Genomic DNA, 14,624 nt, shown 5'->3' on the forward strand with positions numbered 1-14,624 from the left:
CGAACGCGCTGGCGAACTGTTCGGAGGTGCCGCGACGGTCGGCGAGGAGCCGGCTGATCTGGTAGAGACCGTGTCCCGCCGGGGCATCGACGCTGTCGTCGTAGCGGTACTGACCGCTGCGGAGAAACAGGTCACGGACCGCCTGCACCTGCGCGAGCGGAGTACGCGCGGACGCCGCGGCCCGGTCGGCGGCGTCCCGGACAGCCCGGGGAACGTCGTAGTCGGCCCGCTCCGTCATCCGGACCGGAACATCGACGGCCAGGCGGTCGTCGTCGTCGACGACCGGGACCGCACCGACGACCGAGTAGCTGGCGGGCACGGGTCGGTCGGACGGCACGACGATGTCACCCGTCGACGGGTCCACCCCCATGCCGCTGACGGACAGCCGCAGGGGGCGTCCCAGGGCCGGAAGCCAGGTGAGAGACCCTGGCTTCACAACGGTGACGCCGATCTCCTCCTCGCGGCTGGGCACCGTGACCGGTGGCGACGGCAGCCGCTGGTCCGCTCGCCGGTACGCGGCGGAGGCCGTCCAGTAGACGCCGTCGAAGTCCGTCAGGGTGACGGCACGCAGCTTGTCCACCGCCGTCGCGGAGTGGACAACCAGCTCCGGACCAAGGTCAGGGTCCTTGCCGTGCGCCAGGGCCGGGAACGCGACGAGTGGGTTGATGGTGGAGCGCGGTGTCACGGGCTGGGCGACGAGCGACTGGGCGTCGAAGCGAGCGGTGTCGCCCGAGCCACCGGGCACGATCGGCACGAACAGCAGCGCCAGGACTATGGCTGTGAGGGCGGCCGCCGGCGGAGCGAGACCCCGAAGGATCTTCACGGCCCGGCCGGGTCCGGGCCCGGGCCGGGTGCCGGCGAGGCGTGGACCGGCCGGCACCCCGCGCCGACCTCCCCTGCCGGACGTCCGGCCGGGCGTCCGGCCGAACATCGTCGTCGACGCCTCGCGCCAGCCGCCCGCCATGATCTGTCGGGTGGCAAGCTGCGCCGCCACGACCAGTGCGAAGCCGGGTCCGAGCCAGCCCGCGGGGGGGCCGATGGAGGCGCCGACCGCCAGGCCGACCACCGCACAGACCAGCGGGGGAAGGGCGGGCAGCAGGGCGTTGCGCCGGCGCTGGACGAGTTCGGCGCTGAGCAGGGCTGCGACCCCCACGGCCAGGACGACCGCGGCGAGCTCCGGTCCTTTCGCCTGCACCGGCAGGCCGCTGGTCAGCAAGCGGCGGGGCCCGTCGAGGACGTGGCGGCCCGGCGTGAGCACCACCAGCACGTAGGCGATCAGGCCGGCAGCCGCTGTTGCCGTGCGGGTCGCGGCGGTGAGCCGGGTGCGGACGAACAAGATCCCGCTGAGTCCGACCGGCACCACGACCCCGCCGAGGATCGCCAGGTCGAACCGTCCGATGGCGCCGTCCGACCGGTAGCCGCCGAACACCGGCGCGAACACCAGGCCGCTGAGGAGGGACAGCGCGGCGGACAGCGCCGTCGAGAGCACGACGTCCAGGCGACCGCCCCGCTGTTCGGCGGGGACGCGGACGGAGCCGGCACGGGAGGCGGAGCCGGCACGGGAGGCGGAGCTGGCACGGGAGGCGGAGTCAGGAACGGAGGCGGCGGTCACGAGGCGCCCAACCGGCGCCATGCCGCGACGGCGTCGACGGCAGTCGGAGCGCGCAGCACGACCGCGCCGGGGCGTGGCAGGGCGGTGGGCCGCTCGAGGTCGGCTCGGAGTGAGATCACGACGACCAGTGCGTGCCGGCCAAGCCGGGACAGCAACGGGGCAGTGACCCCGTCGTCATCGCCGGTCACGACGACGACGCACCCGCCGGGGTCGATCCGGTCCACGGCGCGCAGGACCACAGGGGCCGTCTCGCCCTGGACCGGGCGGGCCGCGGCGAGACGGTCCAGCGGGTCGGCGGCGACCGGAGCGCCGGTGTCGTTCTCGCCGATGATCCGCAACGTTGCGGGCCGCCCCCGGGAGGCGGCGCCGAGCACCCCGCCGAGGGTGAACGAGGCGGCGACCTCGACGGCCTCCTCGAAGCGTGCCTCGTCGAGCACCGACGCGCGCGCGTCGAGTACCACCGTGACCGTGGGCTCGTCGGCGTCGATGTGTTCCTTGACCATCAACGTGCCGGTGCGTGCGCTCTGCTTCCAGTGGATGTGGCGCGGGTCGTCGCCCAGGGTGTACGCCCGCAGCGACGAGAACGCCGCCGTGCCCGCCGTGGCCGTGCCCCGTACCTGTCCTTCGACGTCGAGGACGACACCCGCCGGCGGGTGCTGGAGCGGATGTACCCGTGGCCGCACCCAGACGGTCAACTGGCCCTCGACCAGACGGGACCGGCGAAACAGGCCGAGNGGATCCCGGCGCTCGACCGTGACCGGGCCGAGCACGAGCGTGNCGCGTCGCGCTCCGGGCACGGGATACTGCACGGTTCGCCGGGAGCCGGGAGCCACCGTCTCGATCCCCAGCTCAAGCGGCTCACCATCGATCCGCTCGACGGCCACCAGGCGCGGCGCCGGCCACCGGGAGTCGTTGCGGGCGACCAGCCGGCCGAGCGCGAACTCGCCGACCGTCAGCCGGTCGGGCAGCACCGTGCGGCTGACCGTGAGCTGGGGTCGCACCAGCACGGTCGCGGCGGCGAGCAGCGCAGTCGTGGCGGCGGTCACGGCGAGGCCGACGAGCATCGGGTATCCCGCCGCGACCCCCAACGCATACGTTCCGACCACCGCACCGAGGAATCCCCATCCGACGGGCGTGACCACGGCGGCCGTCGCCCGTGCCGCGTCCGCCGCCCGGGTGGCCGTTGACGTCGCCACGAGCTAGTTCGCCTGGGTTCGGGTCGGCGCCGGGACGCTTGCGAGCACGTCGTCCAGGACGTCGGTCACGGAGATGCCGCGGACGTCGGCGTCGGCCGTGAGCAGGAGCCGATGGGCCAGCACCGGCCGGGCGACGGTCTTGATGTCGTCGGGGACGACGTACCCGCGTCCCTGGCCGTAGGCGAGCGCCTGCGCGGCTCGCAGCCAGCCGATACTGCCTCGGGGGCTGACTCCCAACCGCAGCTCGGGTCGTGTCCGTGTCCTCGCGGCGAGGGTCGCCACGTACTGCACGATCGAGGGCGAGGTGTGTGCCTGCCGGACCGCCGCGACGAGCTGGCTCACCACCTGGGGCGAGGTGACCGGCTCGAGATACGCGGCGGCCCCGGCCGAGTCGGCTCCGGTGAGTATCGCCATTTCCGTCGCGAGATCAGGGTAGCCCACCGAAAGGCGCATGAGGAAGCGGTCCAACTGCGCCTCGGGCAGCCGGTAGGTGCCTTCCATGTCGATAGGATTCTGGGTTGCGACGACCATGAACGGCAAGGGGACCTGGTNGGTCTCGGCGTCCACGGTCACCTGCCGTTCCTCCATGACCTCCAGCAGCGCCGACTGTGTCTTCGGGGAGGCCCGATTTATCTCGTCGCCGATGACGACATTGGCGAAGACCGCGCCCGGGCGGAACTCGAAGCGGNCGATGTCGGATCGCCACATCGATATTCCGGTGATGTCCGAGGGAAGCAGGTCGGGGGTGAACTGGACGCGCTGCGACGTGCCGCCGATGGTGGCGGCAAGCGCCTTGGCCAGGGAGGTCTTGCCGACGCCCGGGACGTCTTCGACCAGCAGATGGCCGCCGGCGAGCAGGCACGCGACCGCGAGTCGGACCACCTCCGACTTGCCGTGCACAACTCGTTCGACGCTGGCGACGATGGCGTCGTGTATGTGCGCGAAGGTCGCCCCGCTGCCGCCCGGATAGGCGATATCGCCAGGCGAACCGAGTGGCGGGTAGGCGGCTTCCGGCTGGGAAGTATAGGTCATCGTTCCCTCATGTGAATATGGTCCGGGGCGTTCAGTGGCCGTCGGCGACCAGGCACTGCGGCGAGTTCGCAGCGGCCGGGGGCGGTGTTCCGGTGGTCGTCACCAGCGCGGCGACGGAAAAGCAGTGCACACTGCCGTCGAGATTGCCGGAGCGCCAGGACTTCTGGTCCCGTTCTACTTCGAAACCATTGTCGCTGCCATCGACGTAGACAAGGTACCCTTTGATTCCGAGTGGTTCCCCTTTGCCGCCGAAGGACACCTCGACGATTCCCGGGCTGGGCGAGTCGGCGACGAACGGGATCGGCAGGAGGAACGGAACCGTCGCTGGAGCTCTCGCTGGTGCCGGCGTCCGGCCCTGCAGCGCCAGCCCAATCCCGGAGCCGGCACCCACGATCGCGACGGCCAGCACGGCCGCCGGCAGCCGCCACGGCCGCCGGCGCCGGCCGTGGGCGGCGGCCGCATCCGCGGCCGGCCGGGGCGGGGCGGGAACGGTGGCGTCCGCGGTCGCCAGCGGTTCCCCTCGGCGCGGGCGGGAACTGTCGCCGGGCGCCACGGTGGGGCCGTTCGTCCGGCCCGCCTGTGCCGTCGGCTGGGCGGGTGCCAGGGCGGCGGCGGACAGCGCGCCGACCAGCTCGTGGGCCGTGGGCCGAGCTTCCGGCGCCTTGGCGAGGCAACTGTCGACCGTCGCCCACAGTGGTTCGGACAGGTCGGCGGGCCGCGTGGGAGGCAGCTCGAGATGCGCCCGAAGGAGAGCCGCATCGTTGTCGCCGTCGAAGGGTCGCCGGCCGGCGAGCAGTTCGTAGGCCATGACTCCGAACGAGTAGANGTCGGAGGCGGAGGTCGCCGGGCGTCCGGCCGCCAGTTCCGGCGCCAGGTAGGCCGTCGTCCCCATCAGCCGGGTGGCTCTGGTGAGCGAGGAGTCGCCGGCGGCCCGCGCGATCCCGAAGTCGGTCAGCCGTGCCACCAGCTGCGCGGCGCGGCGTTCGACGAGCACGTTTTCCGGCTTGACGTCGCGGTGCACGATGCCGGCGTCGTGGACGGCCGCCAACCCGTCGGCCACCTGGGCGAGCAGCGCGACTGCCTCCGCCTCGGCGAGGCCGCCGGCCGCCATCGTCCCCCGCAGGTCCTCGCCGTCGACGAGATCCATGACGATCGCCAACGTCTCACCCTCGGCGACCAGATCGTGGACCCGGGCCACATTGCGGTGCCGCACCCTGGTCAGCGTGGTCCGCTCCCGCAGGAATCTGGCGACGGTCTCCGGCTCGTCCGCCAGGTCGGAGCGCAGCACCTTCACCGCGACGGGCCTGCCGTTGTCGCGACGCCGTCCCCGCCACACCTGGCCGGTGGCACCCCGACCGATCCTGCTGTCAAGCAGGTAGTTGCTGCCGAGCGCCCGCCCACCGGCGGGGGTCGGGACCACCGGCAGCGGCGCGGTCGGCGGTCGAGTCTCGAGCTGGTCGTAGGCGCGAGCCAGGAGCGCGGCGAACTCGCCCGCCGTCGCCGGTCGCTGCCGTGGATCGGTCGCCATCCCCCGGCGGACGACGTCCTGGACCGCGGCGGGGACGCCGCACCCCGCGAGATCGGGAGCCGGGCCGGTGAGCATCCGCAGCACAAGGTCCTGGTCCCCGGCGCGGTCCGCGTACGGGACCCGGCCCGACAGGAGCGTGAAGACCGTCGCGGCGAGGGCGTACACGTCGGAGGCGATGGTCCAGTCGGCCCCGCCGAGCACCTCCGGCGGCCGGTAGCCGACCGTCGGCCCGGGTCCGTCGTCGGCCAACGCGGGTAGCAGCGGGGGTGCCAGCGCGACAGCCTCCGCGGGCCCGGTCAGCAGGTTCGCGGGGGTGATGTTGCCGTGCAGCAGCTCGTCGGCATGCAGGGCGTCGAGGCCGGCCGCGCCGCCGACCGCGGCGCGCAGCACCACGGCCGCGGGCAACGGTCCCTCGGCACGCAGCCGGTCATCGATCGATCCCGTCGCCCGCTCGCTGACCAGAAAGCAGGTGCCGTCGTCGGCGCGCCCGACCTCCAGCACGGGCCAGAGGTGGGGGTGGGCCGGAAGTGCCAGAAGATCCTCGGCCTGGTCGAGGAAACGGCCGAGGACGGGTTGGTCGAGGCGGCCGAGGAGGTGTACCGCCACGGCGAGGTCGTCGGCGAGCCGCGTGGCGGCGATCACCGGGCCCAGCCGACCGGCGGCGAGGGTCCTCTCGACGCGGTATCCGGGTAGTACGGGCGCCGGGCATGCGGCCGCCGTCTCCTGTGGTCTCACGGTCGAAACGTGCCCCCGTCCACGCATCGGCTCGGACTGCGCCCGGCGGTGGTCGGCGCGCGTGACTACGACCGGGTACTCGTCCTGGCTGCGGCCGTCCCGCCACGCTGCGCCGACGGTGGCGAATGCACTAGCGGAATGCTGCGAGTCAGAAAGTAGCGTGGCCGCGCCGGACCGCCGCAGGGTGGCGCCGGAGAGCGACCGCGTCACTGTCCCGCCACGGCTTTGGCCGACCCGGGTGTGCCCGCGCGGTCCTCGGGCCAGTCGACCGCCGGCTCCCGGACCGGGTCCAGCACCTGCACGAGCTCCGGGTTTCCTCGGGCCACCAGCAGGGCCCGACCGGGAGGCCACCGCCCGAACCCCGAACGTGGCAGCCGGAGGTCGAACACCTCGCCGTCCACCGGCGACGTGGGGCACAGCAGCAGCCCGGAGCGGGACCGTAGGGCGCCGGCGACCCAGCCCCGGTAGCGGCTCGCGATCAGGTCCTCGGTGGTGCCGGCGGCGACGAGGATCGAGCCGCTGTCGCGTGCGGTCCGCAGGAACCGTTCGAGGAGGGCCGCNGCGCCTGCGTCGCCGACCAGCTCGGCGTCGTCCACGACCACCGCTACCGGCCTTCCCGACGTTGCGCACTCGTCCACGTGCCGGGCCAGATCGTCCGCGCGGTGGCAGACCTCCACCACCCCGGGCAGCGCGGCAAGGCCCCGCAGCGGCGACTGTCGGGGAGCGGCCAGGACGACGGGCAGCTCACCGTCGACCCGGCCGCGCAGGGTCTCGATGATCGAGACGAGCGCGCTGCTCCGGCCCGATCCCACCGGACCCGCCACGACGAAGCTGCCGCCGAGCGCGCTGAGATCGACGTCGATCGGCGCGAGATGGTCACCGCCGACCACCGGCGTGCAGACGGCGTGACCCGCGGCCGGCGTGGCATACGCCGCCCGTGCCACCAGCGGAGTTGCCACGTCGCGCAGTCTGATCCGCTCGGGCAACGGGTCGAGTCGTCGCGGTCGTCGGTGCTCGGGCGTGCTCTCCCAGCGACGGCGGGCCTCGGCGGCGAGGTCGACGACGGCGGCGGCGTCGGAGCAGACGACCTGCACCTGCTCACCGGTGGCCGCCCACACCGCGCGGCCGGCGGGCATCCCCCGGGGCACGCGCCGGCGGTCCAGGCCGTAGACGGCGAAGTCCTCGTGGTCGGCCTGGCGCAGCACCAGCCGGGACTCGACCATGCCGCTGATGCGGTAGCTGAACCCGGAGCGGTCCGTGCTGAGGACGACGAACACCCCGGCGGACGGGCCATGACGCAGCAGCCGCTCGACGGCGTCGACGAGGCGACCGCCGTCGGTGTCGGCGTACCGAGCGTGAAACCCCTCGAGCTGGTCCAGCAGGACCACCAGGTACGGAAGCTGATCGGCCGGAGGTGCACAGGCGCGTTGCTCGGCCAGCGATCCCTGCCCGGCGGCGGCGAGCTGGCGCTGCCGGCGGGTGATCTCGCGGTCGAGGAAGGCGAAGAGTCGGTCGAGGCGGGCCAGGTCGGTGCCATCGACGACCGCGCCGGTGTGCGGCAGGGCGGCCAGGCCCCGCATGGCACCGTTCCCGCAGTCGATCGCGTAGAGGTGCACGTCCGCCGGGCTGCCGGTCTCGGCGAGGCCCGCGGCCAGCGTGCGCAACACGGTCGACCTGCCGCTGCGGACGGTCCCGGCGACAGCCAGCGCGCCGGTCCGTTCCAGATCGACGACAAAGAGGTCCTGAACCTGGTCCGCCGGCCGGTCCGCGAGCCCCAGCGCCACGGCAACCGGCGAGTCGCCACGTGGCACCGCCGCAAGGTCGGTTCTGGTCAGCAGCTCGGGCAGCGGGGGCAACCAGGGCCGTCGCGGTTCGGCCGCCCCGGTCTGCCGGGCGGCCGCCCGGACGTCGTCGATGATCACGTCGAGGTCGGTCCGGCCGGTCTGATCAGCCCGCTGCGGCTGCGATGGTGCACCGCCGGCGTCGGCGAGTCGCCGGGGCACGACCCGCGCTGGCCCGGCGGCGAGTGCGGCAGCCGGCCTGGGCCAGCCGACGCGCGCGGTCTGGAAGGCCGTCAGCTCGCGATGGCCGGTGCGCAGGTAGGCCCGGCCAGGTGTGCGGCTGGAGAGGTGGGCCGCGTCCGGCACGTCGACGACGTCGGTGCTGTCGGCCTGGCTGGTGACCCGCAGGCAGATCCGGAGGTTGACGTTGGCCCGCAGCTCCGGGGTGACCACGCCGGCCGGTCGCTGGGTGGCGAGGATCAGGTGCACGCCCAGGCTGCGGCCCCGCATGCCGATGCCGACCAGTCCCGGCACGAAGTCGGGTACCTCCTCGACGAGGGTCGCGAACTCGTCGACGACGATGACCAGCCGCGGCAGCCGCCCGGCCCCCGACACCCACAGCTCGTCCACGTCCTTGGCGCCGGCCGCCGCCAGCAGCCGTTCGCGGCGACGGAGTTCGGCGCTCAGCGACTCCAGCACCCGGCCGGCATGGTGACCGTCCAGGTCGGTCACGAGGCCGACGCAGTGGGGGAGCGCCGCGGCGGTGGCGAAGGCGCTGCCACCCTTGTAGTCCACGAGCAGAAACGTCAGGGCCTCCGGGGNGTTGCCCAGGGCGAGCGAGGCGACCATCGTCTGGAGCAGTTCGGACTTGCCCGATCCGCTGGTGCCCGCGACGAGCGCGTGCGGTCCGTCGCGGCGGAGGTCGGCCGTCAGCGGACCGTCCACACCGACGCCGAGCAGCATCTCGGTCGACTGCTCCCCGCCCCCAGCCCCGCCCCCAGCCTCCTGCCCGGGCCTGGCCCCGGCCGCCCAGCGCGCCAGCGTGGCGGCGGGTGAGGACTCGGTGAGACCGGCGAGTTCGACGTACCGCAGCGACTCGGGCAGTTCGGCGCCCGGCCCCATGCCACCGAGCAGCCGCAGCGGCCGCAGCGCCCGGGCGACGTGCTCGGCCAGCTCCCGCGGCATCCCGTCGGCGACGACACCGTCCACGGTTGCGGTGGTGGGCCGCCTGATCCGCAGCCGACTGCCCGCCGGGCCGTCGGCCGTCACGGTGGCCCGACACTCGTCGGGCAGACTCGCTTCGTTCACGTCGAGGCACACGGCGTACACCCCGACGGCGGGCCCGTCGCGGAGGACTTCGGTGAGGCCACGCAGCGCGCGCAGTCGCCGAGCGCCGTCCAGCAGCAGGACGTAACGGCGGCCGGCGGGACGCGGATCGGGCGGGCCGGCGGCCTGCCCGACACGCCGCTCCTCGATGAGCCGGCGCAGCTCGGCGAGCCTCGCCTCGGCCTGGTCCGCATCGACCCCGACCGATCGCCAGGGCGCCTCGGCGGCTGTCGACGACGGCCGTAGATGCGGCAGCCACGTCGTCCACTCCCAGTCCGTCGCGGTGTCCGGTTCGCCGGTCAGCAGCACCAGACCCACGGCGTCCGGATCGTGCAGGACGGTCACCTGGACGACCAGCGCCCGCGCCGCGGCCAGCACCGCGGGCCGGCATCCGGCCAGGCCGACGACGCCGGCGGTCGGTAGATCGATCGTGACCGGCACGAGCCGGCACATCGGCACGTCGACCGCCCCGTCCGGGTCGGCGATCCGGACGTCGAGGGCGCTGGTCGCCAGCCCGCACCGGAGCCGGAGGAAGTCGTCGCTGTCGACGCGCCGTTCCCACAGCCGGCCGGTCGGCGCGACGACGGTCGTCAGGAGCGTCGCCGGGTCGGGGAGCTGCGCTCGCAGGCGGAGCTCCTCGGCCTGGGCGAGCGTCGCGAGCTCGGCCCGCAGGGCGGCGAGCCGGTCGGCGTGGTCCCGTACCTGACGATGGTGGTCGGCACGCCCGGAGCGTCGGTCGCTCCAGACGTTCGCCACCAGCATCACGGGTGACAGCACCATGAAGACGAGGTAGTAGCGGGCGCCCGGCAGCAGCGCGAACAGTGCTCCGGCAACCAGCAACGGCATCGCCACCGACACCAACGGGAACCGGAACGCCCGCGGCTCCACCGGGGCCGCGGGAACGCCGAACGTGGGCTCCGGTCGAAGGTCCGGAATTCGTGGTGGTCGGTTGACCACGTACCCGGGACCGAGCGGGTCGGCGGTGAGGACGTCGCTGACCCGCGCTGATCGACGCAGCTCGAGCACCGTCTCACCGAGCTGGAACACGTCGCCGGCACGCAGCGCCACCCGGTCGTCGAGTCGGTAGCCATGCCAGGACACCCCGTTGCGGGAACCCGCGTCGGACAGTTCGACCCGGTCGGAGTCGATCGTCAGGATCGCGTGGTCCCGGCTCACCTCGGGATCGGACAGCACGATGTCGTTGCCCGGGTCGCGCCCCACCCGCACCTCGCCCGAGAGCGGCAGCGCCGCGGTGGACCCGGCGTGCAGCCCGCCGACCACGGCGAGCTGCCACTGCCCTTGCCCGGTCGGCTGTCCTTGCTCAGTCGACTGTTCTTGCCGGTTCGGCGGCGAAGCGGGAACGGGCCGGCCGAGTGCCACGACCGAGCCCGGGAGCAGCCCCGCGTCGGTGAGCGTCAGCGTGTCATCCAACGGCGCCGTACCCGCGTACAGCGCCTCGCCGGCACCGACGCGGCGGACATCGACGCGGCGGGCCGGTACTTCGTGGGTGGCGCCGCGGAACGTCCGCAGCGCCGACCGGACGTCGCCGACCCGGGTGTCCGGACCGATCGCGACGGAGACGACCTGCCGGTCTCCGCCGCGATCGACGAGTTCGAGGTCGAGGTCGAGGTCCATGGTGGTGGGCGGCTGTGCGCGTGGAGACGTCGCCTGATCGCCTTCAGGCGCCGGCGGCGGTCAGCGCCTCGGCGCGGCGGCGGACCTCCTCGGCGGCGGAGGTGAGCGCCGCGGACAGGCTGCGAAGGGCCGGCCGGTACTCCGATTCCCAGGAGGCGCGGAACCGGTCCGCGGCGCCGCCCTTCCAGTTGGCGTTGTGCACCTGGGTGGTCAGCTCCGACAGGAGCGTGTCGACCGCGCCGCTCTGCCGCTTGAGGCTCACATTCAGGCTGTTGAGATCGCCGATCTCGGCACCGATGACTGCCATCCGACACCTCCGGACTCGTGTTCCACAGACGGTCTGTGGCGCGATGCCGAGGCTAGGGAGAGCGGCGGCCGATGGGAATCGGGAACCCTTCCCATGGTTTCTAGCGCCGCAGCAGGTGCAGATCCTCCTTGGTGACCAGGCGCGTGGCGATGGCGTATTCGGCGAGGTTGGTGAGCGCGTTCCACCCCGTCAGGTTCGGTACGCCGGCGTTGGTCAGCCGGGTCCGGAGGTGCTCGATCCGCTTCACCAGCGTGGTCCGAGGCCAGTCGAGCCGGGCCGCCGCCGCGCCGTAGCTCTTCGGGTACGGGTCATGCCGGGGCGGGTCCTCGAGGTACCCCGCGAACAGCGCGACCATCGCCAGCCTGTCCGCGCTGTTCACCACCACGCCCTCGCCGGCCGATGTCGAGGTCCCGACCACGGCCGCGACCACCACCTGGTCCTTGCGGGGAACGGTCACCTGCAGCGAGTAGGTGCCGGCAGCGCCGTCCAGGACGACCCGCACCGGCGCCTCGACGGCGACTCGACGACCGGGCGGGACCACACTGCGGAAACCGAACTCGTCGACGACCGCGAACAGGCGCCGGCCGCTGTCGTTCGACAGCCACCAGGTGCCGCCCTCGTCGCAGAGAGACCCGGCAACGCGGGAGATCGCCGCGTCACCGATCGCCAGCCGTGCCGTGCAGTCGTGGGAGCGACCGAAGGTGAACCGCTCCCCCGGGACAAGCGGATACGAGTGACCGTCGAGCTCCACCTGACCGGCCATCTGAGGGAACCCCTTCCCGTTCTGCCGCAGCGTGCTGTGTCCGTATCATCGCCGCCAGCCCCGAGAGGAGATCTGTGAGCCCCGGATCGCGCACCGCCACCCCCGCCGCGGCCCGCCGGGTCCCGCGAACCGTCCGCCGGCTGGTGGCGTCGCGCGGAAGCCTGGTCCGTAGCCGCCTCGCCCTGTCGGCGGTGCTGCTCCTGGTCGTGGCCGGCGTCTCGACCGGCACCGGGTACCGGGTGTCGAAGTCGGTGCTCGGGAACGGGAGCGCGTATCTGCCGGCCGGCCACGGCATCGCCCACGCCAACGCGGCCGCCCGGCAACCTGACGCGCAGCTCGAGGGCTCGTTGGCGACCGGGCGGCAGCGGCTCGAAGTCGTACAGGCCGGCCGCCTGCTCTACGCGATCAACAAGGACACCGGGGTGGTGTCGCAGGTCGACACGTCCCGGATGACGGCGACCACCGTCGTCGACCAGGCGTCGGATCGCGGCGAGAGGTCCCTCGTGGCCGGNGGCCTGAACGCCTATGTCGTGTCGAAGACCGGCACCACCGGCTCGGTCGCCCTGCTCGGGCCCGGCCACGGTACGGGCAGACCCATCAGGCTGGAGAAGAAGATCGTCGGCCAGGTGGCGGACTCGGCGGGAACGCTGTGGATCCTGCTCGCGGACGGAAGCCTGGTCCAGGTGCGGGGCACCAGCCTGGTCGGCAGCCCCATCGACGTCGGCGGGGACACCCGGCTCCTGCTGACCCTCCTGCACGACCGGCCGGTGGTCGTACGCGCGGACGCAAACAAGCTCGTCGTCGTGCGGCCCGACCANACGACGCACCGCGTCCCGGTCACGCTGCCGGCCGGCGTACCGATCCGGGTCTCGGCGCCGAGCGAATCCGCGACGGCGGTATGGCTGATCATCGTCCCGACCCGGCAGCTCATACGGGTCGACGTCGACAGCGAGACCGTCGGTGATCCGGTCGACCTGGGGCCGAGCGCGGACCCCCGGTACGGCGACCCGCTGGAGGTGCACGGCCGGGTCTATGCGCCCGACGACACGAACCACCAGGTCCTGAGGTTCGACGCGGCGTCCCTCACGAAAGCNGACCCGCTCCCGCTGCCAGCGAACGGTTCAGGGAACGTCGAGCTCAAGGTCGACGGCGGCTGGCTGTGGATCAATGATCAGTACGCGAGGGTCGCCACCGCGATCAACCCGGACGGCAGCAGCTTCAACATCGACAAGGGAGNCGGCCCTGGACTCGGCGCGGGCGCGGCGGGCCTGCCTGGTCAGGGCGCCCCGTCACTGCCCGGCCCCGCGCTGTCTTCGACTCCACCCACGCCCGACTCCCCACCGGTGCCGCGGACCGTGCCGAACCCGTTCCGCCCGAGCACCCCGCCGACCCGTGCCCCGGAATCCGTCGCCCCGTCGGCAACTGCCCGGCAGACCGCTGCCCCGCCGGCCGCTGCCCCGCCGCCTGCCGCCCCGCCGCCCGCCGCCCCGTCGACCAGCGGACCGTTGGCCGACCGGCCAACGCAGCCGCTCGCCCCGGGACCGCTCGCCCCGCGACCGCTCGCCTCGGGGCCGCTCGGCGGGGGGCCGCCCGCGGCACAGTCGCCCGCCGTAGGACCCACCGGGCCGGTGGCGCCGAGCAGCGTCGGGCCGGGTGGACCTGGACCTGGCGGGGTGCCGAGGGTCGCGGTGCCCAACGTCATCGGTCTGAGCCAGACCGAGGCATGCGCCCAGCTGCGCTCGAAGCGTCTTGACTGTCGCCCCGAAGCCGACGGCAAGGGCGGTGGCGCCACCGGGTCCGTCGTCGACACCGACCCACCGGCCAGGACCTCGGTTCAGGAGAGGTACATCGTCGTCGTCCACTACCGGGATCGGATTACGGTGCCGGGCCTCACCGGGAGCACCGTGGCCGCGGCGTGCGGGACCGTGAGCGATCTGGGGCTGACCTGCGTCCAGGCGCCCTCAGGGCTCGCCGCGAGTGCGGCCGGGCTCAACATTGTCACTGCCCAGACGCCAGCGGCCGGTGCGCGGGTCGACACCGGTGGACAGGTCTCCGTCACGTTTCCCAACCAGATNGCGGTGCCCCAGCTCACCGGCCTGGCCGCCGATGACGCCTGCAACCAGGCGAAGGCGGTGGGCTTCGTCAACTGCAGCGGGACCGACATCGGCCCTGCACCGGCCGGCCAGGCCCCGGCGACCGTCGTCAACCAGACGCCGGCGGTCGGCACGGGAGCGGCACCGACCGGCCCGATCACCGTGCAGTACTACGGGACCGCGCAGATCACTGTTCCCGACCTGACGGGGATGAGCCCCGCGGCCGCCCAGGCGGCGCTTACCAGCAAGGGCCTCGTACCCGCCCCTTCGCCGGACGAGGTCACCAACCAGCCGAACGTGGTCCATTCCCAGAGTCCGGCCGCCGCAACGGCGGTGGCGTCCGGTACGCAGGTGCAGTACGTCTACGAGGATGCCGCGCCGGTGCCGCTGTATCTGCACAAGCGGGCGGGGGATCCGTTCTACCTGTTGAGCACGGAGGCAAGCGTGGCGGGTTACAGCAACCAGCGCAGCCTCGGCAACGTCTTCCCCGCCTNGTCGCCGGGCGGCGGGACCACCGCCGTCTACCNTTACCGCTGTGACAATGTCTGCGGATCCGGGACTACCTACTACTTCTCGATGAGCAATGTTGCCAGCTTCAATCCGGGCTGGGTCAACG

The 14,624-nt window shown here is 73.2% G+C and carries 7 protein-coding genes and 7 pseudogenes; 2 read left to right on the plus strand and 12 right to left on the minus strand.

Annotated elements, in window-relative coordinates; genetic code table 11:
• The 12 genes and pseudogenes from FF86_RS66405 to FF86_RS14190 form a co-directional block, all read right to left on the minus strand.
• Positions 1–1,633, minus strand: a pseudogene (locus tag FF86_RS66405) (DUF3488 domain-containing protein); the annotation flags it as partial.
• Positions 1,609–2,346 (minus strand): DUF58 domain-containing protein (locus tag FF86_RS35865; protein WP_206778940.1); only part of this gene is annotated, 738 nt, incomplete at its 5' end. The pseudogene FF86_RS66405 and the gene FF86_RS35865, both read right to left, overlap by 25 nt.
• A 465-nt stretch (positions 2,347–2,811) precedes the next feature.
• On the minus strand, positions 2,812–3,359 hold a 548-nt coding region (locus FF86_RS48350; protein WP_242418749.1), incomplete at its 5' end, for a MoxR family ATPase.
• A gap of 1 nt (position 3,360) precedes the next feature.
• Positions 3,361–3,496 (minus strand): annotated as a pseudogene (locus FF86_RS48355) (AAA family ATPase); the annotation flags it as partial.
• Between the two features lies 1 nt (position 3,497).
• A pseudogene (locus tag FF86_RS48360) lies at positions 3,498–3,840 on the minus strand (AAA family ATPase); the annotation flags it as partial.
• 31 nt (positions 3,841–3,871) lie between these two features.
• Positions 3,872–4,665 (minus strand): annotated as a pseudogene (locus tag FF86_RS66410) (hypothetical protein); the annotation flags it as partial.
• Between the two features lies 1 nt (position 4,666).
• A pseudogene (locus FF86_RS66415) lies at positions 4,667–6,130 on the minus strand (protein kinase); the annotation flags it as partial.
• A gap of 179 nt (positions 6,131–6,309) precedes the next feature.
• The coding region (locus FF86_RS35870; RefSeq protein WP_206778941.1) for a hypothetical protein at positions 6,310–6,663 on the minus strand (354 nt) is incomplete at its 5' end.
• Position 6,664: 1 nt separating this feature from the next.
• Positions 6,665–8,705, minus strand: a pseudogene (locus tag FF86_RS66420) (FtsK/SpoIIIE domain-containing protein); the annotation flags it as partial.
• A 1-nt stretch (position 8,706) separates the two neighbouring features.
• Positions 8,707–10,845: pseudogene (locus FF86_RS66425) on the minus strand (FHA domain-containing protein); the annotation flags it as partial.
• Positions 10,846–10,888: 43 nt separating this feature from the next.
• Positions 10,889–11,152: a WXG100 family type VII secretion target gene (locus FF86_RS14185; protein ID WP_044885289.1), complete on the minus strand. Its 264-nt coding sequence runs from the start codon at positions 11,150–11,152 to the stop codon at positions 10,889–10,891.
• A 100-nt stretch (positions 11,153–11,252) separates the two neighbouring features.
• Positions 11,253–11,915 (minus strand): hypothetical protein, encoded by a 663-nt coding sequence (locus FF86_RS14190; RefSeq protein ID WP_044885290.1) that lies wholly within the window; start codon positions 11,913–11,915, stop codon positions 11,253–11,255.
• Positions 11,916–13,603: 1,688 nt separating this feature from the next.
• Here FF86_RS14190 and FF86_RS66430 point away from each other — a divergent pair.
• Positions 13,604–13,989, plus strand: a 386-nt coding sequence (locus tag FF86_RS66430) for a PASTA domain-containing protein (RefSeq protein WP_396229875.1), incomplete at its 3' end; no start/stop codon positions are given.
• Between the two features lie 181 nt (positions 13,990–14,170).
• A partial coding sequence (locus tag FF86_RS66435; protein WP_396229884.1) for a PASTA domain-containing protein occupies positions 14,171–14,501 on the plus strand: 331 nt, incomplete at its 3' end.
• Positions 14,502–14,624: the final 123 nt, after the last annotated feature.

The organism is Frankia sp. CpI1-P (assembly GCF_001421075.1).
Classification (GTDB): Bacteria; Actinomycetota; Actinomycetes; order Frankiales; family Frankiaceae; genus Frankia; species Frankia torreyi.

Bases quoted from the DNA above. Each gene is read 5' to 3' on its own strand.
- FF86_RS14190 (WP_044885290.1), bottom strand. From the start codon at position 11,915: ATGGCCGGTCAGGTGGAGCTCGACGGTCACTCGTATCCGCTTGTCCCG.
- FF86_RS14185 (WP_044885289.1), bottom strand. From the start codon at position 11,152: ATGGCAGTCATCGGTGCCGAGATCGGCGATCTCAACAGCCTGAATGTG.